Origin of the sequence: Achromobacter sp. UBA5777 (assembly GCF_002418565.1) — a bacterium.
Lineage (GTDB): Bacteria > Pseudomonadota > Gammaproteobacteria > Burkholderiales > Burkholderiaceae_B > Achromobacter > Achromobacter animicus.
This window is the reverse complement of record NZ_DIEJ01000255.1, coordinates 56,072-78,848: the sequence shown is the minus strand read 5'-3', so window position 1 is coordinate 78,848 and position 22,777 is coordinate 56,072. Positions and strand designations below refer to the sequence as shown.

General features: G+C 65.4%; 22 protein-coding genes and 1 pseudogene. 12 read left to right on the top strand and 11 right to left on the bottom strand.

Going from position 1 to position 22,777, the window contains the following annotated elements; translation table 11 throughout:
- The first annotated feature begins 5 nt into the window (after positions 1-5).
- The gene (locus tag B3446_RS22145) at positions 6-1,826 is read left to right on the top strand and encodes an SLC13 family permease (RefSeq protein ID WP_191579198.1); all 1,821 of its coding nucleotides are present in this window, start codon (positions 6-8) and stop codon (positions 1,824-1,826) included.
- A 30-nt stretch (positions 1,827-1,856) separates the two neighbouring features.
- On the top strand, positions 1,857-3,251 hold the full coding sequence (locus B3446_RS22140; RefSeq protein WP_291385038.1) for a metal-dependent hydrolase family protein: 1,395 nt from the start codon (positions 1,857-1,859) through the stop codon (positions 3,249-3,251).
- 89 nt (positions 3,252-3,340) lie between these two features.
- On the opposite strand, the gene B3446_RS22135 is transcribed toward B3446_RS22140, so the two are convergent.
- The 3 genes from B3446_RS22135 to B3446_RS22125 form a co-directional block, all read right to left on the bottom strand.
- On the bottom strand, positions 3,341-4,330 hold the full coding sequence (locus tag B3446_RS22135; RefSeq protein WP_291385036.1) for a DUF4105 domain-containing protein: 990 nt from the start codon (positions 4,328-4,330) through the stop codon (positions 3,341-3,343).
- A gap of 37 nt (positions 4,331-4,367) precedes the next feature.
- Entirely contained in the window at positions 4,368-4,985 is a 618-nt protein-coding gene (locus B3446_RS22130; RefSeq protein WP_224776983.1) for a YiiX family permuted papain-like enzyme, read from the bottom strand.
- Between the two features lie 281 nt (positions 4,986-5,266).
- Complete coding sequence (locus B3446_RS22125) at positions 5,267-5,965, bottom strand: DUF3313 domain-containing protein (RefSeq protein WP_291385034.1); 699 nt, start codon at positions 5,963-5,965, stop codon at positions 5,267-5,269.
- A gap of 232 nt (positions 5,966-6,197) precedes the next feature.
- Here B3446_RS22125 and B3446_RS22120 point away from each other — a divergent pair, with 232 nt between their 5' ends.
- Both B3446_RS22120 and B3446_RS22115 read left to right on the top strand, forming a co-directional pair.
- A complete protein-coding gene (locus B3446_RS22120; RefSeq protein WP_175124291.1) occupies positions 6,198-6,392 on the top strand; it encodes a hypothetical protein in 195 nt (64 codons plus the stop codon).
- Between the two features lie 135 nt (positions 6,393-6,527).
- A complete protein-coding gene (locus B3446_RS22115; RefSeq protein WP_291385032.1) occupies positions 6,528-7,160 on the top strand; it encodes an FMN-binding negative transcriptional regulator in 633 nt (210 codons plus the stop codon).
- A 4-nt stretch (positions 7,161-7,164) separates the two neighbouring features.
- On the opposite strand, the gene B3446_RS22110 is transcribed toward B3446_RS22115, so the two are convergent.
- Positions 7,165-8,520, bottom strand: coding sequence for an MFS transporter (locus B3446_RS22110; protein WP_291385030.1), 1,356 nt, complete (start codon positions 8,518-8,520; stop codon positions 7,165-7,167).
- A gap of 81 nt (positions 8,521-8,601) precedes the next feature.
- Here B3446_RS22110 and B3446_RS22105 point away from each other — a divergent pair.
- The 3 genes and pseudogenes from B3446_RS22105 to B3446_RS22095 all read left to right on the top strand — a co-directional run bounded on the left by B3446_RS22105 (position 8,602) and on the right by B3446_RS22095 (position 10,610).
- Positions 8,602-9,305: pseudogene (locus B3446_RS22105) on the top strand (ArsR/SmtB family transcription factor).
- Positions 9,306-9,447: 142 nt separating this feature from the next.
- Positions 9,448-10,104 (top strand): N-acetyltransferase, encoded by a 657-nt coding sequence (locus tag B3446_RS22100; RefSeq protein WP_291385028.1) that lies wholly within the window; start codon positions 9,448-9,450, stop codon positions 10,102-10,104.
- 230 nt (positions 10,105-10,334) lie between these two features.
- Entirely contained in the window at positions 10,335-10,610 is a 276-nt protein-coding gene (locus B3446_RS22095; RefSeq protein WP_175124287.1) for a hypothetical protein, read from the top strand.
- A gap of 19 nt (positions 10,611-10,629) precedes the next feature.
- On the opposite strand, the gene B3446_RS22090 is transcribed toward B3446_RS22095, so the two are convergent.
- From B3446_RS22090 to ypfJ, 3 genes are all read right to left on the bottom strand, one after another.
- On the bottom strand, positions 10,630-11,394 hold the full coding sequence (locus B3446_RS22090) for a DUF1828 domain-containing protein (RefSeq protein WP_191579204.1): 765 nt from the start codon (positions 11,392-11,394) through the stop codon (positions 10,630-10,632).
- Positions 11,391-11,927 carry a hypothetical protein gene (locus B3446_RS22085; RefSeq protein WP_291385025.1) on the bottom strand — a complete coding sequence of 179 codons (537 nt, stop codon included), beginning with the start codon at positions 11,925-11,927 and terminating at the stop codon, positions 11,391-11,393. Before B3446_RS22085 ends, B3446_RS22090 begins: the two co-directional genes overlap by 4 nt.
- A gap of 255 nt (positions 11,928-12,182) precedes the next feature.
- On the bottom strand, positions 12,183-13,034 hold the full coding sequence (gene ypfJ / locus B3446_RS22080; protein WP_175124284.1) for a KPN_02809 family neutral zinc metallopeptidase: 852 nt from the start codon (positions 13,032-13,034) through the stop codon (positions 12,183-12,185).
- Between the two features lie 85 nt (positions 13,035-13,119).
- On the opposite strand from ypfJ, the gene B3446_RS22075 reads away from it, so the two are divergent.
- The 4 genes from B3446_RS22075 to bamC all read left to right on the top strand — a co-directional run bounded on the left by B3446_RS22075 (position 13,120) and on the right by bamC (position 16,598).
- Complete coding sequence (locus B3446_RS22075; RefSeq protein WP_291385022.1) at positions 13,120-13,746, top strand: L-threonylcarbamoyladenylate synthase; 627 nt, start codon at positions 13,120-13,122, stop codon at positions 13,744-13,746.
- 69 nt (positions 13,747-13,815) lie between these two features.
- Complete coding sequence (locus B3446_RS22070) at positions 13,816-14,463, top strand: site-2 protease family protein (RefSeq protein WP_175124282.1); 648 nt, start codon at positions 13,816-13,818, stop codon at positions 14,461-14,463.
- An 87-nt stretch (positions 14,464-14,550) separates the two neighbouring features.
- On the top strand, positions 14,551-15,456 hold the full coding sequence (gene dapA / locus B3446_RS22065) for a 4-hydroxy-tetrahydrodipicolinate synthase (protein WP_175124281.1): 906 nt from the start codon (positions 14,551-14,553) through the stop codon (positions 15,454-15,456).
- A 17-nt stretch (positions 15,457-15,473) separates the two neighbouring features.
- Complete coding sequence (gene bamC / locus B3446_RS22060; RefSeq protein ID WP_291385019.1) at positions 15,474-16,598, top strand: outer membrane protein assembly factor BamC; 1,125 nt, start codon at positions 15,474-15,476, stop codon at positions 16,596-16,598.
- Between the two features lie 117 nt (positions 16,599-16,715).
- Here the strand turns inward: bamC and B3446_RS22055 are convergent, their stop codons facing one another.
- The 3 genes from B3446_RS22055 to mutS all read right to left on the bottom strand — a co-directional run bounded on the left by B3446_RS22055 (position 16,716) and on the right by mutS (position 21,015).
- Positions 16,716-16,934, bottom strand: coding sequence for an endopeptidase (locus B3446_RS22055; RefSeq protein ID WP_175185695.1), 219 nt, complete (start codon positions 16,932-16,934; stop codon positions 16,716-16,718).
- A gap of 218 nt (positions 16,935-17,152) precedes the next feature.
- Positions 17,153-18,346 carry a cupin domain-containing protein gene (locus tag B3446_RS22050; RefSeq protein ID WP_291385017.1) on the bottom strand — a complete coding sequence of 398 codons (1,194 nt, stop codon included), beginning with the start codon at positions 18,344-18,346 and terminating at the stop codon, positions 17,153-17,155.
- Positions 18,343-21,015, bottom strand: coding sequence for a DNA mismatch repair protein MutS (mutS, locus tag B3446_RS22045; protein WP_409558254.1), 2,673 nt, complete (start codon positions 21,013-21,015; stop codon positions 18,343-18,345). Before mutS ends, B3446_RS22050 begins: the two co-directional genes overlap by 4 nt.
- A gap of 169 nt (positions 21,016-21,184) precedes the next feature.
- Here mutS and B3446_RS22040 point away from each other — a divergent pair, with 169 nt between their 5' ends.
- Positions 21,185-22,474 (top strand): tyrosine-type recombinase/integrase, encoded by a 1,290-nt coding sequence (locus B3446_RS22040; protein ID WP_291385013.1) that lies wholly within the window; start codon positions 21,185-21,187, stop codon positions 22,472-22,474.
- On the opposite strand, the gene B3446_RS22035 is transcribed toward B3446_RS22040, so the two are convergent.
- The gene (locus tag B3446_RS22035; RefSeq protein WP_291385049.1) at positions 22,471-22,683 is read right to left on the bottom strand and encodes a helix-turn-helix transcriptional regulator; all 213 of its coding nucleotides are present in this window, start codon (positions 22,681-22,683) and stop codon (positions 22,471-22,473) included. The two genes, B3446_RS22040 and B3446_RS22035, sit on opposite strands and share 4 nt — an antisense overlap.
- Positions 22,684-22,777: the final 94 nt, after the last annotated feature.

The window sequence follows — 22,777 nt, the reverse complement described above, 5'->3', positions numbered from 1 at the left end:
CGGCAATGAGCAGCGAACTGGCGATTGTCCTCACCATCCTTTGTGCGGCCGTCGTGCTGTTCGTCATCGGGCGGCCGCGGTCGGATGCCGTCGCGCTGCTGGTCATGCTGCTGCTGCCCCTGAGCGGCACCGTGACCTACCGCGAGGCGCTGGACGGGTTCTCGAATCCCGCCATCATCCTGATCGCGTGCCTCTTCGTGGTCGGCGAGGGGCTGGTGCGGACCGGGGTGGCGCAGGCCGTCGGCGACCTGCTGCTGCGGCACGGCGGCAAGAGCGAGGGCTGGCTGGTGTTGCTGGTGATGGGGGCGGTCGGCGCGATGGGCGCCGTGATGAGCTCCACGGCCGTCGTGGCCATCTTCATCCCCATCGTGCTGCGGATCGCGCGCAAATCCGGCATGGCGGCCCGGCGGATCCTGATGCCGATGGGCGCGGCGGCGGCGATCAGCGGCATGCTGACGCTGGTGGCGACCACGCCGAATCTGGTGCTCAACAGCGCGCTCGGTTATGCGGGCTACGAGGGTTTCGGATTTTTCGACTTCACGCCGATCGGCATCGTCGTCCTGGCGGGCGGCGTCGCCTACATGCTGTTCGCGCGCAAGCTCATCGACGCGGGCCAGGGACCGCGCGCGCTGAACCGGCCCAGCCTGGGCGACTGGGCGACCAAATACTCCCTGCAGAACCGGGCATGCCGCCTGCTGGTGCAGACCGACTCGGACCTGGTGGGACGCCAGCTCGGACTGTGGGCGGGCGAACTCGGCAAGGCAGCATTCGTCATCGCCATCGAGCGCAACACGCGGTTCGCGCGGGCCGTCATGCGTGCGACGGCGGACGACGTACTGGAAGCGGGCGACATCCTGCTCCTGGACAGGGATGCAGAGGGGTTCGATATCGACGGCTTTTGCAGCCGGCATCACCTGCGGCGGCTGGAGATGTCCGGCGTGTACTTCACGGATCAGGCGCGCGATGTGGGCATGGTGGAGGTCATCATCCCGTCGGAATCGCGGCTGGACGGCGCGAATGCGCGCGATTCCGTGGTGCTGGGGCGGCATGGACTTTTCGTCGTGGGCCTGTGGCGCGGCAAGGAGGCCAAGCGCGACCTGCCCGACGTGAAGATGCGCGTGGGCGATACGTTGCTGGTGGTCGGGCCGTGGGCGGGCATTTTTTCCCTGCAGGCCGAAGAGCACGATCTGGTCAGCCTGGCGATGCCGGTCGAAGCCGATTCGCTGGTGCCGGTGCCCAACCGCGCCATCCATGCGCTGCTCTCGCTGGCGACGGTGGTGTTCCTGATGCTGACCGACTGGGTGCCCAACGTGATGGCGGGGCTGATCGGCGCCCTGATGATGGGCCTGTTCGGCTGCGTGACGCTGGACGTGGCGTACCGGTCGATCAACTGGCGGGCGCTGATCCTGATCGTGGGCATGCTGCCGTTTGCGCTGGCGCTCAAGCGCAGCGGCGGCGTGGACCTGGCCGCGCAGTTCCTGCTGCACTATTCGGGCGATTGGGGCATCTACGGCCAGTTGGCGCTGGTGTTCGTGGCGACGGTGACGCTGGGCGTGGTGGTCTCCGGCACCGCGACGGCCGTGCTGATGGGCCCGGTCGCCATCAGCATCGCCGAAAGCCTGCACGCGTCTCCCTATGCATTTGCGATGACGGTGGCCATTGCGTCGTCGGCGGCGTTCATGTCGCCGGTGTCTACGCCGTCCAATGCGCTGGTCAGCGTGGCGGGCGGTTTCGGGTTTGCCGACTATCTGAAGATCGGGACACCACTTGCTGTGTTTTCGCTGGTGGTCAGCGTACTGCTGATTCCGATCCTGTTTCCGTCCTGAGGGCGGATGACCCCATCCGGAGGTTCGATCATGTTTGTCAGGACTGGCATTGCATTCACGGCGGCATCGCTGCTTCTTGGCGCTTCGCTGGCGCATTCCCATAGCTTGCCTGCGGCGCAGGATGCCAAGGCGCCGCCGCCGACCGCGCAGGCCGCGGCGGATTCGCGAATCCTGTTTGAGAACGTGCGCATCTTCGACGGCGTGTCCGGCGACCTGAGCCCGGCGAGCAGCGTTCTGGTTCACGGCAACGTCATCGAAAAAGTGTCGCGGGACAAGATTGCGGCAGACGGCGCGCGCGTGATCGACGGCGGCGGCCGCACGCTGATGCCGGGTCTGATCGACATGCATTGGCACAGCATGTTCGTGGGCGTGCCGCTGGCGGTGGCGATGACGCAGGAGCCGACGTACCTCAACATCGTCGCGGGCGTCGAGGCGAAGAAGACGCTGATGCGCGGCTTCACCACGGTGCGTGACCTGGGCGGCTCGGCCTTCAGCCTGAAGCTGGCGGTGGACCAGGGCGTGATCCCCGGCCCGCGCATCTATCCGTCCGGCGCGATGATCAGCGTGACCAGCGGGCATGGTGACTTCCGCTCGATGGCGGACCTGCCGCGCACGCTGGGCGCGCCGGGCTCGCGGCACGATCTGTCCGGCGATAGCACGATTGCCGACAGTCCCGACGAGGTGCGCCTTCGCACGCGCGAACAGCTCATGCAGGGCGCGACGCAGATCAAGCTGACCGGCGGCGGCGGGGTGTCGTCGCCGCACAGCCCGCTGGATGTGGTGACGTTCACCGAACCGGAGTTGCGCGCGGCGGTGGATGCCGCGACGGACTGGGGTACGTATGTGGCGGTGCACGCCTACACGCCCACCGCCATCCAGCGCGCCATCAAGGCGGGTGTGCAGAGCATCGAGCACGGCAGCATGATGGACGAGGAAACGGCCGAGCTGATGGCGCGCGCGGGCGTGTGGCTGAGCACGCAGCCCTTTCCGGACGAATTGGCCGACGCTTTTCCGCGAGGATCGGATCAATGGCAGAAGGCGCAGGAGGTCTTTGCCGGGACCGACCGGACCTACCAGCTGGCGATCAAGCACAAGCTCAAGACGGCGTTCGGTACGGACATTCTGTTCTCAAGCCAGTTGGCCGAGCAGCAGGGTCGCATCCTGACAAGCCTGACGCGGTGGTACACGCCGGCGCAGACGCTGATCATGGCAACCGGCACGAACGCGGAGCTGCTGAAACTGTCGGGCAAGCGCAATCCCTACCGCGGCGATCTGGGTGTCGTGCGCGAAGGCGCGCTTGCCGACCTGCTGCTGGTCGATGGCGACCCGATCCAGGACATCAAGCTGATCGGCGATCCGGACAAGAACTTCCTGGTCATCATGAAGGATGGCGTCATCTACAAGGACGCAGTGCCCGTCCGTTGAGCGAGGCGTCCCCTCGCGGGGCTCGCGGAGTTCCGGCGCGTGACGCGAGGCCGAGGCCGGTTTTCCCAGGGCGGCGCCGAGCACCAGGATCATTCAGGCGCGATGCCGGGTACGCCTTGCCGGATGTTGCGGGAGAATTCGGCCGGATCGGGGGTGGCGCGGGCGCGGTCCGTGTAGCGGCCGCGGCGCCGGTACTCTGCGGCGCTGCCGGCCCCACGCAGGGCGTCCAGCTTGTACAGGTATTCCGGCAGGTAGCCTGACAGAAGCTGGCGGTAATCCATCGGCAATCCGGGCACGATGCGCCGGGCCATCTGGAAGACGATGGTGGTGCAGTTTGCCGTGAGCGTGTGATAGAAGCGGGGTGTTGTCCGGAGGCGGTTGGCAGCGTCGACGTAGGCCACGAAGAGTTCGCGCCCCGCGCCCTCGGGCATGTGGATGCGGTACAGGTAGCTGTCTTCGCCGCGCACGTTGGTGCGCACCCGCAGGCTGTCCGCTTCGGTCGAGGCGATCACGCTCAGTTCGTACTGCTTGAAAAAGCCGCCGATCTCGGAAAACCGGTCGCCCTGCTTGCGGCGGATTTCAACCGAGAACACCACGTGATCGCCGTCGCCAAATCCGAACGACACCAGCGCGTGGGCGATAGCGGGACGGCCCCAGTACGACAGGGCCACGTCCACCGATTGCAGCGTGTCCAGCGCATAATGCCGGGTTTCCCAGCGGGGCGTGAAGTCGGTGCGCGAACGCCAGTCGAAGTTGCGCACGTTGTGCAGCGTGACGGTGTCGCCATTGACGACGCCATGGGTTTGGCGGGCGACCTCGGCAAGCCACGGGCGGTCGTTGGACGGACGGATGCGCAGCCACCACACGAGCAAAACGGCTAGCGCCGCGCCATGCAGAACCAGGCTCGGCCACCAACGCGGCCATATCAGCCCGGCAATGGCCGCCAATGCCAACATCACCCACGCCAGCACTGCGACCAATTTCCATGCCGATGAAAGCGGCGCGCGGATCCACAATGCCAGCGCACCCCAGCCCGTTTCCAGCGCAATGGCGATGCCCAGCAGGATGGAAACCGTCATTGCGCTCCTTGGACGGCGGTTGCGCCGCGCACTGCAATCAGAAGGTGCCTACCGTGACCAGTTGGTCGGACTCGAACATGGCGGCCGGGGAGATGATGGGTTCTTCCCACGGAATGTTCTTGCCGTAGCGTTCCCGCATCTTGGCCTGCACGGCAGGCGATGCGAGATCGAAGCTTTTCAGCGGCGCCAGCGCGCCGACCTTCACGCCCAGTACGCGCTGATAGATTTTCCACACCAGTTCGGAGCAGTAGATCTGGTCGTCGGACCAGGCGAATACCAGATCGTAGGGCTTGCCGACGTAGGCGGCGCCCGCCTTCGCCAGCCGATCGCGCGCGTCGGGCGTCAGCAGGGAAGTGTCGCGCAGCCGCTTGACGACGTAATGGCCGCGCTCGCCTTGCGCGGCCCATTGGGAGAGGGGGGTGTAGCTGACGCGTGCCGCAGCCTCAAGCACGTAGGGCTGGCCTTGGCGCGTCACGATCATGCCCATGTGGCTGTAGGGCGAGTGCGTGGCTTGCTGGATGGCCAGGCTTTGCGCTGACCGGGACTGCTGGAACACCATGTCGCCCGTCTGGATGTCGGGCGCGGCGGCGGCCGCCATGGACAGCGCGGACAGCGCCGCCAGCGCTGCCGTACAGACCTTTGCCGCCAGCCTCACGGGCGCGCCCGCCCGGTCGCAGGCGTCTGCTTTTTGGCGCGCGGTTTGGCCGCGGGTTTTTCCTCTTTGGGCGGCGTGTCGAACTCTTGTTTGTTGCGTTCGCCGCGTGGCGTGTTTTCGGGGTGGGGTTTGGGAAATGCCCAGGGCTTCGTTTTCTGATCCATTGCATGTACTCCTTGCACAGGCGGAACAGTAGCATTAGCCGGCGGCCCTGGGTAAGTGAGGGTTGACGTCAATATTCATCACATCGTGATATGAAGGCGGAAAATGTCCCCCGCGCGTCATTTGGTCTTGGGTGCTTCGCCGACCCAGATGCGGTCGAACTGCTCGCGGACCCGCCGCGCCCAGTCGTCGATGGCGCTTTGCACGTCGGCGGCGGTGGGCTTGCGGTTTTCCGGCAAATTGCTGCCTGTGACGGCGCCCAACGACGCGATCAGCAATTGGTTGGTGGTGGCATCGCGCGCCGACGCTTCGATCAGCAGCCGCGCCGACTGGTCGCGCAGGCCTGCAGCCTTGGCAGTCTGGCCCAGCACATAACCAATGGGCACATACTCGCCCGGCCGCGGATCGCGGTCGTTGCGGAAGGTGCCGGTGATGGCGGCGCGCAGCCGCACCGAGCGCGGGGCTGGCGCGGAGATCAGTTGATAGCCCGCCTGCGTGAACTCCCGGCGCAGGGCCGCGTTCATGTACGCCAGCACGCGCTGGCGCATCTCGGCGTCGTCCCGGAAGCCCAGCTCGTCCGGCCGGTCGCCCGGGATGTAGGTCACGTCTTCCATGAGCAGCTTTTTGTCGAACTGACTGCCAATCGGCGGACCCGGCCTGACCCAGATGCGGCCGCCGCTCCAGTTGGGGTCCTGCTGAAGCTGGCTTTGCGGTTCGCCGAGCGCGGTGGAATAGTCCTTGGCCTTGGGCAGATTGGTGCAGCCGGCCAGTCCGATGAGCGCGCAGCAGGCCGCGCGCAGTGCGAGGTTGGGCTTCATGGCTTTTTCCCTTGTCAGAAAAACGGCGCCCGCGGCAGGCAGGCGCAAAACCGGCACGATCCTTGCTGGAAATTATCTGCCTGAACCGTGGCGCGTCGCGGCAATTTTTTCGCTCGCGCAATGCATCGCTGCGTCGCCGCCACATCATCCTTCTGGCCATGCTAAAACGCTGTCTCGCCGGTCTTGGCCAGCGCTACGATTGGCCTGTGCACATAGAAGGGGGAGAGTATCTATGGACACCGCCAACGAATGGTATGCCGCCGTCAAGGAATGGCAGCGGGCACGTGACGAACTGACCGACGCAATCGCTGCAATCCAGTGGCCCAATCCCACGGCAGGGTGCCTGGAAAACTACGACCGCGCCTTCGCGCATGAAACGCAGGCTCGCGAGCGCATGAACGCGGCATACGGTCGATCGCGGCAATAGCGACCCGACGGGCACGGGCGGCGTGCTGGGTTTGCTCCGCGCATGGCTCCATGAAAGGCGGTTTGTGTGGCTCTTTCAGTAGTGCCACGTGCGCGGTATGTTGTCGTTTTCCTCCCCTCTGATCGCGCCGCTGCCATGTACCTGCCGTCCGCTTTTCGCGAAGATTCGCTGGAAATCCAGCACGAGTTCATCCGCGCCCACCCGCTAGGGGTTGTCTTCACCAGCGGGGAGGGCGGACTGATGGCGAATCACATCCCCTGTCTGCTCTATCCCGAGGGCGAGCACGGTGTCCTGCGACTGCACGTGGCGCGCGCCAATCCGCAACTGGCCGAGCTGGCTGCGGGATGCGAGTGTCTGGTTGCTTTTCATGGCGCACAGGCTTACATCACGCCGTCCTGGTACGCGACCAAGGCGGAAACGCACAAGGTCGTGCCGACCTGGAACTTCGTGGCCGTGCACGTGTGGGGCACGCCAGTGATTCGGGACGAGCCGGCCTGGCTGCGCGCCCAGCTTGAGGCTCTGACCCACAGCCAGGAAAAGGCCCGCGTCCAGCCGTGGCGCGTGGACGAGGCGCCCGCCGAATTCATTGCTGCCCAGATGCGCGCCATTGTCGGCGTCGAGATTCCCATAGCCCGTATCGAAGGCAAGTGGAAGGTCAGCCAGAACCGCAACGCGGCGGATCGCGAGGGCGTGGCCGAAGGCCTGGTCAGCGAACGCGGCGACGTGGTCATGGCCGGTCTGGTGGCACGGCGCGGCAATAGCGCCTGAGGCATCAGGGCGCGCCGCGCTTGGCGTGCGCGCCACGGCCGGCCGCAAAGCAGGCGATGGCCGCGGCTTGCAGCAGGGCGGCCGCGGCCAGGAAGCCGGGAAGCGTCAATCCCGAAGGCTGCAACCACGTGCGTAGCGCGCCGAATGCCGCGGGCGCAAAGGCATAAGCGCCTTGCGACAGCGCGACGATCAGCGGCACCACGCGTGCCGCCTGCTCGCGGGCAAATTCCGTCTGCGCGATCAGCGGCGGCAGCGATGTGGCGTTGCCAATGCCCGACCCGAACAGCAAGACGCCCGTCCACAGCGCCCACGCATGGTCGGCGGCCAGCATCAGCACTAGCGATCCCGCAATCTGCACGGCGTATGCCGCGCAGGCTATCTTGCGGCGGTCGGCCCCTGGCGGCATCAGCCAGCCGACGAGCGAGCGGCCGGCGATGGCGCTGGCCGTCGCCAGTCCCATCGCCAGGCCTGCCGTCTGCGCGCCCAATATCGGCGCCAGCAGTGACAGCAGGTGCGCGATCAAACCGATCTGGGCGAACAGCCCCAGTGCCATGCCGGCGGCCAGCGTCAAGAATGCCCGGTCGTGGCGCAGCTTGATCGCAAGTCCTGGCGTGGGCGTTGCGGCGCTTTCCTGCGCGGCGCGCGATGGGGCGGTGGCTGGGGGCGTGCCGCTAGACTGGATGCCGACTGACGATGAGCCAGCCGACGATGAGCCGCCCGACGGGACGCCGCCCGACGGAACGCCGCCCGACGGATCTCCGTCCGGCGCCTGGCCGATTTGCTGCGGCGTCACCTTGAACATCTTGTGCGACAGCACGGCAATGACGGCGACCATCGCAAGGCCAACCCACAGTGCTGCCTGCGCGAAACCGGCCTGCGCAATCAGGAACACCCACAGCGGCGAAAAGACGATGCCGCCCACGCTGGCGCCGTTGTACGCCATGCCCAGCGCGGCGGGACGCCGCCGCACGAACCAGGGGGCAATCAGCGCGTTGACGGCCGCCGCGCCCAGCGTGACCCAGCCCATTCCGCTGACCACCGCGGCGGCATAAAGCTGCCACGGCGCCTGCGCCAACGCCCATCCCGCCACGCCCAGCGCCAACAGCGCCGCGCCGCCTGCGGTCGTGCGGGCGACGCCGATGCGCCGGTTCAAACGCGGCAGGTTGGCCACCACCACCGTGCCCGCCAGAAAATGCAGGGTAACTGCGCCCGACACCAGCCCGACGCTCCAGCCGGTGCGCTGGACGACGGCATGCAGGAAGACCGGCGGCCCGTAAAAGCCGACGCCCCACCCGAAGACGGCGAGTATGAAGGTGGCGTAGAGGACTTTCCAGCCGAAAAAGGAAGGGGAGGCAGGCATGGGATGGCAAGGTGGATGTTGGTTTCGTTGAGTCGAAGTATGCTTACGTCCTGCACACAACACTTTGGTCCATACCGAATCATGGATTCCGAGTTCGCCGACATCAACCTGTCCGCCGTGGCGGGCGCCATTGCCGATCCCGCGCGGGCGCGCATGCTTTGCGTGCTGCTGGATGGACGCGCGCGCACCGCCACGGAATTGGCCGCGGCCGCCGACATCGGCGCGTCCACGGCCAGCAGCCATTTTCAGCGTCTGCGCGATCAGGGTCTGGTCGAAATGGCCGTGCAGGGCAAGCACCGCTACTACCGGTTGGCGAGCGGCGACGTCGGCCACGCGCTCGAGNNCGCACGCCGTTCAAGCCGACGACGCCCTCCGCGCTGCGCGACAGCCGCACCTGCTACGACCACATGGCTGGCACGCTGGCCGTGCGGATTCACGATGCGATGCTGGCCCGCCACTGGCTGACGCCGGACGGCCGCGACTATCTGCTGACGCCGCTGGGCGAGGCGTCGTTCGCGCAGGTGGGCGTGGATGCCGCGCAAGCGCGCCAGCGCCGCCGCCGCTTTGCCTGCGCGTGCCTGGACTGGAGCGAGCGGCGCTCGCATCTGGGAGGCGCGCTGGGCGCCGCGCTGCTCGATGCGCTCTTGGCGCGCGGCTGGGTCAGCAAGGATCTGGACTCGCGCGCGCTGCGCATCACGGCCAAGGGCGAACGCCAGTTTCCGGCCTTCTTCGGTCTTGCCGGCGACCAGCCCGCCGCCCAAAGGGACGCGCATGCAGCAGCCTGATCGCTTCCTCCGCGCCTCGCCCGATCCATACCGCCCCATACGGCGGTGCACCCGCACACAACCTTTCAAGCCGCGGATGCGGCTTTTTTTACGTCTTCCCGTCCCTCGCGGACAGCTTCTCAACCCTGTACAGGAGGTGGCCTTGCCTACGCTGGCCCTGCACGCGTTCCGTCACGTCATGTCGATCGTGACGGAATTGCGCATCGACGTTAACCATAGTCCCGAAGAGGTCGACAAGGAACTCGATGCCATCCACAACCGCATGAATCGTCCGATGGATCGCCTGCATGGATTGCCGGAGGTCAAGACCGATATCCCTGGCATCGTGCTTCGCTACCGCGAGGCCGACGGCGAGTATTACGTGTATGTGGTGGACGTGCGGCGCGGCCGGCTGGCGGGCTATACCGTCTTCAACCGCCTGATCGAAGTGGGACGGCGCGCCGATCCCTACGTGCGCGCCCCGCATTCCAAGTATGCCGCCCCTTACCAGGGCATGGGACTGGCGACCGCGGTGTACCGCTGGGCGCTGGATGCCGGACTGTGCATCCTCAGCGGCGCCCGCCAATCGGTGGGTGCGCATCGTCTGTGGATGGGGCTGGCGCGCGATTATGTGCTGGGCTTCGTGGACCTGCGCAGCAAGCAGCTCACGTATCTGGGAAGTGAGGTCAGTGCGGCCGTGCGGGACGACCTGCATACCCGCATGATCCTGCTCGGTAAAGGCTGGCGGCTAGACGATTACATGCGCATGACAGGGATGAAAGTGTCCCAGGATGCACTTTCGCAACAGAGCCTAGGGTAAATCCCCGGAAACCGCTGTTGATGCTGCACCGCTGAATGGCGGTGCAGCCCCGCAAGCCGCATCTGCGCTGGCTCTTGGCAGAATCGCCGTTTTGTTTCCCAGCAGATGAGAAACGGGGACGCGCTTGCGGCAGCGCAACAGTGTTTCCATTTTCTGCTTGGGTTACAAAACTTATCCGGATTGTCATCGAATCACGGAGTATGCTCGACGGCAGATAGAGGACTACCGAAGTGCATCAGAACAACTTGATCTACAAGGGATACCGCCTCACGGCCAAGGTTTCCCGGGGCAGCGGCGCTATCGAAGTTCCAGCGCAATCCAGCGGCCCTGTCTTCATCGCATCGGTGATGGTCGTGCAGGCAGGCGCCATCCTTGAAGGCGGCGACGAATATCCCGTACCGCAATTTGCCGGCGGCGGCTTTGTCTACAGCCCGCGCGAGGCCGTCCATGCGGCCATCTTGCATGGCCGCGAAATCGTGGACGGCCTGACCAATCTGCCGTCCTGACCCGCCTGATTTTTGACTGCTACGCCGAAAACACTTCGCGCCAGTCGCGCGTCTTGGCCAGCGTCTGCACGGTGGCGGACTGCTCCAGGATCGTTACGGCCTTTTTGAATTCCTCGGCCGACGCGCCGTCTTCCAGAATCACCATGCGCGAGTTGCGCGCATCGGCCATTTTCACGTCCGACATCTTGCCGTGGGTCTGATAGACCTGGGTCCAGTCCATTTTCTTGCCCGCCTTCAGGGCGATCGGCTCGATGTAGGTGAGGGCGGTGCTGCCCGCCGCACGCACCGCGTACGCAAAGTCCGCCGTGTGACCGCTGCTGCCCTTGGCGCGCGCACCTTTGACCATGCGGTTCACGCCCACGCCTTCGGCCAGGGCACGGCCCACTTGCGCACGGAAGCGCAGCTGGCTGAACCGCGGCATCCACTTCGCGCACTGAAACGACAGCGCCATCGCCAGCTTCACCGCGTCCCACAACGCTTCCTGCAACTGCTCGTTCGGGCCCGACGCCACGATGGCGCCCGACCGGTCGAAGTGGGCGAGGGTGACGCCCGGCGTCTCGTTCAGGATGTCGATGCGCTTGGCCGCCACCTCGATACCGAAGCTCGACGCGTGCATCGCGGTCTCACAGGCGTCGGTCAGGTAGAACGACGACTCGTCCGGATGCGCGATGAAAAAGGCGGCGTGCTGGCCGTCAAGGCCCAGCGTCATGGGAGACACGGCGCGGATGGCGTGTTCGCCCGCCGGCAGGACGGTCCAGCCGGAGGCTTCCAGAAAATTGCTCATAGGATCAGTTCGATTTGGCGGCCTTTGAGGGGATGCGCAAAGCCGCCGGCCAGCGTCAGGTTCGCTCGCGGCAGGAAATACTGCATCAGCGCCGCGATGGTGTCCAGCGCGGGCATGACGGGCTCGGCATAACCTTCGCCTTCCTCGACCCAGATGTGCTCATGGCTGCGGTCGGCCAGCGGCTTGCGGTACTGCGGCCGGTCCGCGCCTACCAGGCTCGTGTGAAACGAATCGTCGGTGTCCACCCCGTACACCCGGTGCGGCCCGACGAACAGGCTCGCACAGAACGCTTCCGTCAGAAAGATGGTGGCCTGGCCGTGCACGGCGGTGCGGGCGCCCCGGTACATGACGCGAAAGATCACGTCCTCGCGCACGTCGCCCTTGATCTTGCAAGGGCTGCTGAACTCCATCCACTGCGCGCTACCCGCCGCCGGCTTCGGGACCCAGACGATGGGCTTCGCGGTTTCCTTGGGTTCGGCAAGAATCTCTTGCACCTCATCAACGGTGATTAGCGGTTCGAACTTGTTGGCCATGGAAACAGATAAAGGGTCTTGGAGGGCGCGTGGGCAAACCTGCGAGGGGCGTGCGCTGCGCCCGCCGCGCCGCGGAGATAAACACGCGCGCGCAGCATTGCGAGGGGGCGTAATCTTACAAGATGAAGACGGTCGGGGTTGATTGGCTGTATGGATATACAGTCAAGCCGGCCGCCGGCCCGGAATGATGACATGCCGACGCTGGCGCCGATGCCGGTGCCGGTGGCGGTGCTGATGCCCAGCGCGAATCTGCCGTCACAGCGACGTCGCACCAAACGTGTCGCACTGCTTGATGCTGCCGCTTTCCAGGCCGCGCTTGAACCAGCGCACGCGCTGCGCAGAACTGCCGTGCGTGAAGGCATCGGGCACCACGTAGCCCTGGCTCTGCTTCTGCAGCCGGTCGTCGCCGATGGCGGTGGCCGCTGCCAGCGCTTCCTCGACGTCGCCGCCTTCAAGAATGTTGCGCGCCGCATCGGCGCGCTGCGCCCACAGGCCGGCAAAGCAGTCCGCCTGCAGCTCCAGCCGCACCGACAGCGCATTGGCCTGCGACGGGTTGCGACGGCGCAGTTGGTCAACCTGGTCCGAAATGCCCAGCAGGTGCTGCACATGGTGGCCGACTTCATGCGCGATCACATACGCCTGCGCGAAATCGCCCGGCGCCTTGAACCGGTTCTGCAGCTCGTCGAAGAACGACAGGTCTATATAGACCTTGCTGTCGCCCGGGCAATAGAAAGGCCCCATGGCCGATTGGCCGGTGCCGCAGGCCGTCGGCGTGGCGCCGCGAAAGAGTACCAGCTTGGGCTCGACGTACTGGCGGTTCAGTTCCTTTTGGAAGATGGCATTCCACACGTCCTCGGTTTCGCCCAGCACCTTGGACACGAAGACGGCCTGCGGATCGTTGGCCGGCGGGGCCGTGGCGGGCGCCTGCTCCTGCACCGCCGGGCCCTCGGCCATGTCCAGGACCACGCGCGGATCCACACCGAAGTACATTGCGACAAGGGCAAGTACTATCGTGCCTATGCCGATGGTGCCGCGGCCCCCGATTCGCGGGCCGCCCGAACGGCGGTCTTCCACATTGTTGCTCTGGCGCGAATTTCCAAGGCGCATGTTCGTTCTCCGGGGCGGATCGGCGATACCGCCATTTTGCATCGCCGCGCAATTGAGCGGCCTTCAAGGATGTTAGGATAAACCCATGGCTTTGTACTTCTCCGTTCACCCAGCAAATCCCCAGCCGCGGCTGCTCAAGCAAGCTGCGCAATGGCTTAATGACGGAGGCCTGGTGGCTGTGCCTACCGACTCCAGTTATGCCGTCGTCGCCCGCCTGGACGACAAAAGCGCCGCCGACGGACTGCGCCGCCTGCGCGGACTCGACGAACGGCATCACCTCACGCTCCTGTGCCGCGACCTGGCCGAGATCGGCCACTTCGCCCGCGTCGACAACAAGCAGTACCGCCTGCTGAAAGCCGCGACGCCCGGGCCCTGGACCTTCATCCTCGAGGCCACCAAGGAAGTCCCGCGGCGCGTATCGCACCCTTCGCGCAAGACCATCGGCATCCGCGTGCCGGATCACGCCGTCCTCCTGGGCTTGCTGGAGCAGGCGGGCTCGCCCCTCCTGTCCACGACGCTCATTCCCAAGGATGAAGCCGAGGCGCTGAACGACGCCGAAGATATCCGCGAGCGTTACGACCACGATCTGGCTGCCATCATCGACGCGGGCGCCTGCCCGCAGGCGCCCACCACGGTGATCGACCTCACGGGCGACGAGCCGGTTGTCGTGCGGCTGGGCCGCGGCGATCCCGCCACGCTCGGACTTGTCTGATTTCACCCCTCGCCTCGATGCACGAGACGTGCCGCGCGCGGGCGTGGCTCATCTACAATCCGGTTCGCCATGAATGACATCATCCAAACCATTGCGGTCTACGCGATACCGGTTATCTTCGCCATCACCCTGCACGAAGCCGCGCACGGCTACGTGGCGCGCATGTTGGGCGATCCGACCGCCTACCAGGCCGGACGGGTCAGCCTGAATCCGGCGCGGCACATCGACCCCGTCGGCACGCTGCTCGTGCCGGTTGCCATCCTGCTGGCCTCCAAGCTCATTGGCGGCTCCATGCTGCTCTTCGGCTGGGCCAAGCCGGTTCCCGTCGACTTCGGCCGCCTGCGCCGTCCCAAAAAGGACATGGCCTGGGTGGCGCTGGCCGGCCCGGCTGCCAATATGTTCATGGCCATCCTGTGGGCGCTGTCGCTGCGCCTGTTTATGGAAAGCGGCTTGCACGAAAGCTTTTGGTTCGAAATGGCTGTGGCGGGCGTCAACGTCAACCTCGTGCTGATGGCGCTGAACTTGCTGCCCATCCTGCCGCTGGACGGCGGACGCATCCTGTTCAGCCTGCTGCCCAATCGTCTGGCCTGGCAATACTCGAAAATCGAGCCGTATGGCTTGATTATCGTCATTGTGCTTTTGGTCACCGATGTGCTCTGGTTATTGATGCAACCGGTGCTCGGGCTGGGAACGACAATCGTTCAGTGGTTTCTGTAAGATTCCCCCCAATATCCGTTAAACTCAGCGGTTTCACTGAATCAGGCCCTGGGGCAATCCCGCCGCAGGGTTTTGGAGCCCGAATCTATGGCATCCCCTGCTACCGCCGCAGGCGTTAATTTCCAGGGCAGCATGGTGGCCCTGGTCACCCCAATGCAACCCGACGGCAGCCTGGACTACGCTGCCTACCGGTCGTTGATCGACTGGCACGTCCAGGAAGGCACCGACGCGCTGGTGGTGGTGGGTACCACCGGGGAGTCGCCCACGGTCTCCATGGAAGAACACGCGGAACTGATCCGCGTTGCCGTCGAACACGCCGCCGGCCGCATTCCGGTCATTGCTGGCGTGGGCGCCAACTCCACCGACGAAGCCATCCACCTGACGCGCCACGCCAAGGCGGTCGGGGCCCACGCTGGCTTGTCGGTCGTGCCTTACTACAACAAGCCGTCGCAAGAAGGCCTGTACCGCCACTTCCGCACCATCGCGGAAGCCGTCGACCTGCCCACCATCCTGTACAACGTGCCGGGCCGTACCGTTGCCGACATGAGCAACGACACGATCCTGCGTCTGGCGCAGGTGCCGGGCATCATCGGCATCAAGGACGCCACTGGCGACATCGCCCGCGGTGGCCTGCTGCTCCGCGAGGCGCCTGCCAGCTTCCAGGTCTTCAGCGGCGACGATCCCACCGCGGCCGCCCTGATCCTGCTGGGCGCGCGCGGCAACATTTCCGTCACGGCCAACGTGGCGCCCAAGCTCATGCGCGACCTCTGTGCCGCCGCCCTGGCGGGCGACGTGCCGAAGGTCCGTGAACTTAACGCGTTCCTGGCGCGTCTGAACAAGGCTTTGTTCGTTGAAGCCAACCCCATCCCCGTCAAGTGGGCGTTGGCCGAAATGGGCCGCAGCGCGCTTGGCTACCGACTGCCACTGGTCGAACTGAGCGCGCCGCATCACGCAACGGTGCGCAACGCGCTCCAGGAAACGGGACTGCTCTAAATATCGTGAGGAAACGTATGAACAAGCGTCATGCCGGTTTGTCGGCATTGATGTCTCTGGTGTTGCTGGCCGGGTGCTCCGAGGTCAACCAATTCCTGGGCAATGAAGAATCGGTCGACTACAAGAGCGCAGTGAACCAACGCGGAGAGCCCCTGAGCATTCCGCCCGACCTGACGCAAGCCAACAGCGACCCCCGCTACCGCGCGCCGGCTTCCGGCTCCACCACCTTCTCTGAGTTCCAGCAGCAAGGCGTGGCCCAAGCCAGCGCCCCGAAGACCAGCAACGTGCTTCCCAGCCGCTCCGACATGCGTGTCGAGCGCGACGGCGACCTGCGCTGGCTCGTGGTGGACCGTCCGCCCGAGCAGGTCTTCCCCCGCCTGATCGACTTCTGGACCGAAAGCGGCTTTACCGTCGCCACCAACAACCCCGGCGCCGGCCTGATCGAAACGGACTGGGCCGAGAACCGCGCCAAGATCCCGGAAAGCTGGCTGCGCCAAGCCCTGGGCGCCGTGCTGGAAACGGCCTGGGATAGCGGCGAGCGCGAGAAATTCCGCACCCGCGTCGAACGCGTCAACGGCCACACCGAAATCTATGTCAGCCACCGCCAGATGCTTGAAAAGCGCGTCGGCTCCGACGGCGCTCAGGTGCAGTGGCAGAACGGCAAGGAAGACCCGGGCCTGAACGCCGCCATGCTGGCGCGCATGATGGTCTACCTGGGCACCGACGTCGACAACGCCCGCAGGCTGGTCCAGCAGGCCGAAGCGTCGCCGCAGCGTCCGGCCGTGCAGCAGGACGTCCGTGCACAGGGCGCGTCGCTCATCGTCAGCGAATCCTTCGACCGCGCCTGGCGCCGTGTCGGCGTGGCGCTCGATGGTGGCGGCTTCGCCGTCGAAGACCGCGACCGTTCGGCTGGCGACTACTTTGTGCGCTATGTCGACACCGACACCGGCGAAAAGATGGAACAGCCTGGCTTCTTCAGCCGCATGTTCTCCGGCGACAAGAAGGCCCAGGCTCCGCAGTACCGCATCCACCTGGTGGGCAACGGCGAACAGACCACCGTCTCGGTCCTGGACCCCAACGGTACGCCTGACAACAGCCCGACGGCACAGCGCCTGCTGAGCGTCCTGAAGGACAAGATGTAATTGAAACCGCCTCGCCGCGCACGCTCAGCGTGCTGCGGCAAGGCACAAAAAAACCCTGGCATGACATGCCAGGGTTTTTTTTTGCGTCTTTCAGTGCGGGGGTTCGTGCCTGAAGATTTACGACGCGGGGGTGGTCGAGCCGCCCGGGGTGGTCGAACCGGAGCCGGGCGTCGTGCCAGGGGTCGGCGCGGGCGATGCCGGCGGGGTGCCGCCAGGAGCGGGCGTGGTCGCGCCGGGAGTGGGGTTGGCCGCCGGTGCCGGGGCATCTTCCTTCTTGTTGCAAGCGCTGAGCGCGACGGCCAGCACCGAGGCAATAATCAAGGTTTTGCTCATCATTATTTGAACTCCTGTAGATGACGACTCTTGAAACCCCGTTAGGGGAAACCAGAATTCAGGCTACAGGAAGGTTCAGGCCGATCGCGTGTGAAAGTTAAAGCGGTGGCATCCCAAAAGCAACAAACCTTTCAGCTTGGTGTTATGTCTTTCTTGATGTGACCCGGCTTACAGACCTGATTTCTTTCTGTGCGACACGGATACTTTCAGGTTTCCAGATACTACTCGGGACGGTAATGAATCCAACCCGAGTCCAGCCAGTCCGCCAGGCAGGTGCGCGCATCCTCTGACAGACGGGCGCAAGCGGGATGCGCGCAATCCAGGCTACGCGCATCGGCCAGCAGGCGCAACGCCGCGTCGGCGGGCGTCATGGCCGTTTCCCCGTTGATGAAGAGCTGCTTGCCGCGATACAGCATGCGGCTGCGGCGATCCAGCACCAGGCGGCCGGACGCGGGCCAATCTTCTTCCAGATCGACATCCATGCCCTCGGGGGCGTCGAACACGCTGAGGTTGCTGGGCTCGGTCAGCCAGCAGCCCAGAAAGCGCGACGCAAGGGCGTCATCAAAGCGCAGCTTCTCGACCGTTTCCAGCGTGGCGGCCACCAGTCCGTCCGGCAGCGCCGCGGGCGTGTCGACGGCCGGCTGGGCCGGGTCGCGGTAGACGGCCGACAGCTTGGGGCCGGGCAGGGCAGGTTCGCCATAGGGGCCGCCCAGAAGGCCCACGCGGGCCATCACCTGGTCTGCGGCCGCTTCCAGGAGGCCGCGCGCCAGCGTCGCCTGCGTCGGCGCCCGGAAACCGATCGAGATCGTCATGCAGCCGTCGCCCATGGCAATGCCGTCATGCGCGGCCTGCGGCGGCAGGTACAGCATGTCGCCCGGCGCCAGCACCGCCTTTTCCTCGGGCTGGAAGTTGCTCAGGATCTTGAGCGGCAGACCCGGCTCCAGCGACAGGTCCTTCTGGCGGCCGTAGCTCCATTCGCGCTCGCCCGCGGCCTGCAGCAGGAACACGTCGTAGCTGTCGAAATGCGGACCGACGCCGCCGCCGTGGCTGGCGACGCTGATCATCACATCGTCCAGGCGCGCGTCCGGAATGAAGCGGAACAAGGCCATCAGTTCGGCCGCAGCATCGCTGTGCAGGTCCACGCTCTGCACCAGCAGCGTCCAATCACCCTCGTTGTCCTTGGGCAAGCGTGCAAAGGGGCCGTTTTCCATCTGCCATTCGCCGTTCTCGCGCCAGATCAGACGCGATTCCACGTCGTCGCGGCGCGCGAGCTTCTTGATGGCCGCGATGGTGACGGGCGGCTTGAAAGCCGGAATGGCCTGGCGGATCAGCAGCGGCTTCTTTTGCCAGTAACGGCGCATGAAGTCGTTGGGGCTTTGATTGCCCAGGAGCGGCAGCGGTTGGTCGAGGTTCATTGGAGGTGCTTCTTCAAGCGGTAAAGGGCATCCAGCGCTTCGCGCGGGGTGAGGCTGTCGGGGTCAATGGCGGAAAGCTCCTCGCGCAGCGAGTCGAGCGCCTCGATGGCGTCGGAGCGTTCGGCTTCGGCGTACGCCTGCGCGTCGGCCTCGGCGGCGGCCGAGAACAGGCCGAGCTGCGGCGTCGGGGCACCTTGCGCTTCCAGGCGTTCAAGTTCGCGCGTCGCCTGGCGGATGACTGCGGCGGGCACGCCCGCGCGCTGGGCCACCTGAATCCCGTAGCTGCGGCTGGCCGGGCCTTCGCGCACTTCATGCAGGAAGACGATACCGCTTGCCGATTCGGCGGCGGCCAGGTGCACGTTGGCGGCCGTGGCCTGCTCGGCGGGCAGTCGGGTCAGTTCAAAGTAGTGCGTGGCAAACAGTGTCAGCGCGCGATTGTGCGACAGGAGGCGGCAGGCGATGGCCCAGGCGAGCGCCAGGCCGTCATAGGTGGACGTGCCGCGCCCGATTTCGTCCATCAGCACCAGGCTGTTGGGCGTGCTGGCCGACAGGATGGCCGCGGCCTCCGTCATTTCCATCATGAAGGTCGAGCGACCGCCCGCCAGATCGTCAGCCGCGCCGATGCGGGTAAAGATGCGGTCGATCTTGCCGATCCGGGCGCGCGACGCGGGCACGAAGCTGCCAATGCGCGCCAGCAGCACGATCAACGCCACCTGCCGCATGTACGTCGACTTACCGCCCATGTTCGGACCAGTGATCAGCAGCATGCGCCGCGCCGGATCCAGGCGGCAGCCGTTCGGCGTGAAGCGTTCGATGGCGCGCTCCACCACCGGGTGGCGGCCGGCGTCGATGTCGATGTCGGCTTGCTCGGACAGCTCGGGCGCGACCCAGTCGTGACGCTGCGCATGCTCGGCCAGAGCGGCCAGCGTGTCCAGTTCCGCCAGCGCCGCCGCGCAATCGGACAGCGGGCGCACATGTTCGGCCAGCACGTCGAGCAATTGCTCGAACAGCCATTTTTCGCGGGCCAGCGAGCGGTCCTGCGCCGACAACACCTTGTCTTCCCAGGTCTTGAGCTCGGGCGTGATGTAGCGTTCGGCGTTCTTGAGCGTCTGGCGGCGGCGGTAGTCTTCCGGCACCTTGGCCGTCTGGCCCTTGGTGACCTCGATATAGAAGCCGTGCACGCGGTTGAACTCCACGCGCAGATTGCTGATGCCGGTGCGCTCACGCTCGCGGGCTTCGAGCTGGACCAGGAAGTCGCCGCCATCGGCGGCCAGACCGCGCAATTCGTCCAGTTCCGCGTCAAAGCCGGCAGCCAGCACGCCGCCATCGCGGATCGCCACGGCCGGCTCGGGGGCAATGGCCCGCACCAGCAGCGCGGCCAGGGCGGGATCCACCGACAGGTGTGAGATCAGTTCGCCGATGCGCGGCGAGGCCGACATGGGCTCGACCAGATCGGCCAGCGCGGGCAGGGCCTGCAAAGCGTCACGCAAGCTGGCGAGTTCGCGCGGGCGCACGGACCGCAGCGCCAGTCGCGCCGCGATGCGCTCGATATCGGGAAAGGCGTTCAAGGAGGCGCGCAGGGCTTCCAGCAGTCCCGCCGAACCGAACGTCTGCTCGACGTCCATACGGCCGGCCAGCAGCGCAGAAATGGCCTGCTGCCGCGCCAGCGCCTGCTCGTTCTCGCGCAAGGGGTGATGCAGCCAGCGGCGCAAGAGACGGCTGCCCATCGGCGTGCGGCAACCGTCCAGCAGCGAGAACAGCGTGGGCGAGTCTTCGCCCGACAGCGTCTGCGTCAGCTCCAGGTTGCGGCGCGTGACGGGGTCCAGCAACACGAACTGCCCGGGCCGCTCCGCGGACAGGCTCTGCACGTGCGCCAGCGCCTGCGACTGCGTGCGCGCCGCATAACGCAGCAGGGCGCCGGCCGCGCAGATGCCGGCCGGCATGTCTTCAATATCAAAGCCTGCCAACGTGTCGGTCTTGAAATGCGCCAGCAGATGCGCACGGGCGCCGTCGCTTTCGAAGTGCCAGTCCGGCACGCGGGAACGTGCGCCTTCGAACGGAAAATCGAACTCCGCGCTGTCGGCGCAAACGATCTCCGCCGGCGCGATGCGGTGCAGTTCGGATTCCAGTTGAGCCGGCGCGCATTCGGTCACCCGGAACTCGCCACTGGCCAGATTCAGCCAGGCCAGCCCGGCACGCGGCGCGCGCGCGCTGCCGCTGACGAAAATGGCAGCCAGCGCGCGGTCCGCCTTGGCGGGGAGCAGGGCGTCATCGGTCAACGTGCCGGGCGTCACGATGCGCACGATACGGCGCTCGACCGGGCCCTTCGAGGCGGCGGGATCGCCGATCTGTTCGCAGATGGCGATGGACTCGCCCATCGCGACGAGCCGCGCCAGGTATTGCTCCATGGCATGCACGGGCAGCCCGGCCATGGGAATGGGCACGCCGTTGGACGAGCCCCGCTTGGTCAGGGTCAGATTGAGCAACCGCGCGCCGCGCTCGGCGTCTTCGTAGAACATTTCATAGAAGTCGCCCATGCGATAGAACAGCAGCAACGGCCCGGCCTCGGCTTTGAGGCGCAGGTACTGTTGCATCATAGGGGTGTGGCTTGACAGGTCCTCGTCCGTTTTGGCCCGAGATTTCGGCGTTGTGCCTTGAGTTTCTTGCATTTATTGAGGGAGCGTCGGGAAAGTTGTCATCGTTTTATGGCCCAACTACGCCCATCGAAATCCGCCGACACTTGGCGGTTTGGCGTAGCTTTTGGCGGGGTCGAATTGAGAAGTTACGCCGCTTCGTTTAGGATTCTCGAAAAACCTACGCCAGAGGATCCTTCCCTTCATGCAATTCGACGCGCGCGCCGCTAAGCTGCTTGAGCCAGGCCGACACCTTACCATTGATGGCTATCCCGGGTTGCGGCTTGAAGCAACCGCCACCGCACGAACATGGATCTACCGGTACAAGAGCCCGGTGAGCGGCAATATGCGTCAGAAGAAGTTGGGGCGCTGGCCAGCCATGTCGATCGCTGCTGCGGTCGTGGAATGGGAAGTCCTCCGGCAAAAACGCGACGCGGGGATAGACGTGGCAGTGGAGGCCAAGCGAGAGCGCCAGGCGGTGAAGGTTGCCGCTGCTGCAGCCAAAGAGAAGGCTAAAGGCGTTTTGACGGTAGCGGACGCCTGCGACATCTACGTCGCCGGCCACATCAAGCAACATCGGGCTGAGAAGGGCCAGATCGAAATCGAGCGCACGTTTCGAACCATGCTGGGGGACCTTGCGAGCAAGCCCGCAGAGACGGTAACTCGTGCGGATGCGTTTGCGCTCATCGAATCGTTCGCCCACATCCCCGTGCAAGCGCAGATCCTGCGCCGTGAACTGGGGGCGGCGTGGGACTATTGTCATGACGCAGGGAAGCTGGCGGAGAACGTGCCGAATTGGTGGCGCGCAATTCTGCGCGGGAAGCTGAAATCGAAAGGGAAGGCGATCAACGGCAAGAAGGGGGGCGTCAAGAAGCGGGTCCTGTCACCGAAGGAAGCGGGGGAGCTGATACCTTGGCTCGCCAATTTTTCCCGTGACGTGGATGACTTCTTGACGATGTATCTCTGGACTTGCGCCAGAGGTGCCGAGATCGGATCAATTGAGGCTGAGGAAGTCTCGGAAGAGGCTGATGGGTTGTGGTGGACCGTACCGAAGGAAAAGACGAAGAACGTGAAGCGAGCTGAGGCGACGGATTTTCGGGTGCCGTTGGTTGGCCGTGCCGAGCAAATAGTGCGGCGCCGTTTGGATGTCTATCCGGCCGGGTATTTGTTTCCCTCATATGGCAAGTCAGGCCACTGGGAGCAAAAGTCGGTCCAGACGCGCGTCTACTACCATCAGCCCTACAGTGAAACCACGCCCCAGCGAGTGAGAGCGCGTTTGAAGGTGACCCACTGGGCGCCTCATGACTTGCGACGCACGTCGCGCACGTTCTTGGCGTCGCTCGGTTGTCCGCGGGAGGTGGGTGAGGTCATTCTCGGGCACATGCTGCCCGGCGTGGAGGGAGTCTACAACCGGCACTCTTACGACAAGGAGCGCCGAATTTGGCTTCAGCGCCTGTCGGAATACTTGGAAGAGTTGGCCCGGACTCACGGTTAGACGCCTGCGCTGTCGGGCCGACCGGCTCGCGGCTTCCGAGCGCCGGTATTGGCAGGTGGCAGCATTGTGGAACGCGGCCGGCTCTTTGCCCATTCCAAGATTTCTGCGTAGAGATACCCGACGCGCCGCCCGGAGAGCTCGCGCGGCGCGGGAAACTCTTCGCGAGTGACCATGGCCTGAATAGTCGATTCTGCCAACGTAGTAATCATGGCCGCAGTAGCTAGGTCGACGTATACGGGTTCGATGTGCACCATCGGTGTCATAAATCACACTCCAACAAGCGCCGTCGCCGGTCCGCTTGAA

Coding starts and splice junctions, on each gene's coding strand:
- B3446_RS22075 (WP_291385022.1), top strand. CDS start 13,120: ATGGCTTTGTACTTCTCCGTTCACCCAGCAAATCCCCAGCCGCGGCTG.
- B3446_RS22145 (WP_191579198.1), top strand. CDS start 6: ATGAGCAGCGAACTGGCGATTGTCCTCACCATCCTTTGTGCGGCCGTC.
- B3446_RS22115 (WP_291385032.1), top strand. CDS start 6,528: ATGTACCTGCCGTCCGCTTTTCGCGAAGATTCGCTGGAAATCCAGCAC.
- B3446_RS22110 (WP_291385030.1), bottom strand. CDS start 8,520: ATGCCTGCCTCCCCTTCCTTTTTCGGCTGGAAAGTCCTCTACGCCACC.
- B3446_RS22135 (WP_291385036.1), bottom strand. CDS start 4,330: ATGACGGTTTCCATCCTGCTGGGCATCGCCATTGCGCTGGAAACGGGC.
- B3446_RS22050 (WP_291385017.1), bottom strand. CDS start 18,346: ATGAACCTCGACCAACCGCTGCCGCTCCTGGGCAATCAAAGCCCCAAC.
- B3446_RS22055 (WP_175185695.1), bottom strand. CDS start 16,934: ATGATGAGCAAAACCTTGATTATTGCCTCGGTGCTGGCCGTCGCGCTC.
- bamC (WP_291385019.1), top strand. CDS start 15,474: ATGAACAAGCGTCATGCCGGTTTGTCGGCATTGATGTCTCTGGTGTTG.
- B3446_RS22040 (WP_291385013.1), top strand. CDS start 21,185: ATGCAATTCGACGCGCGCGCCGCTAAGCTGCTTGAGCCAGGCCGACAC.
- B3446_RS22085 (WP_291385025.1), bottom strand. CDS start 11,927: ATGGCCAACAAGTTCGAACCGCTAATCACCGTTGATGAGGTGCAAGAG.
- B3446_RS22140 (WP_291385038.1), top strand. CDS start 1,857: ATGTTTGTCAGGACTGGCATTGCATTCACGGCGGCATCGCTGCTTCTT.
- B3446_RS22125 (WP_291385034.1), bottom strand. CDS start 5,965: ATGAAGCCCAACCTCGCACTGCGCGCGGCCTGCTGCGCGCTCATCGGA.
- B3446_RS22120 (WP_175124291.1), top strand. CDS start 6,198: ATGGACACCGCCAACGAATGGTATGCCGCCGTCAAGGAATGGCAGCGG.
- mutS (WP_409558254.1), bottom strand. CDS start 21,015: ATGCAAGAAACTCAAGGCACAACGCCGAAATCTCGGGCCAAAACGGAC.
- B3446_RS22090 (WP_191579204.1), bottom strand. CDS start 11,394: ATGAGCAATTTTCTGGAAGCCTCCGGCTGGACCGTCCTGCCGGCGGGC.
- B3446_RS22035 (WP_291385049.1), bottom strand. CDS start 22,683: ATGATTACTACGTTGGCAGAATCGACTATTCAGGCCATGGTCACTCGC.
- ypfJ (WP_175124284.1), bottom strand. CDS start 13,034: ATGCGCCTTGGAAATTCGCGCCAGAGCAACAATGTGGAAGACCGCCGT.
- dapA (WP_175124281.1), top strand. CDS start 14,551: ATGGCATCCCCTGCTACCGCCGCAGGCGTTAATTTCCAGGGCAGCATG.
- B3446_RS22070 (WP_175124282.1), top strand. CDS start 13,816: ATGAATGACATCATCCAAACCATTGCGGTCTACGCGATACCGGTTATC.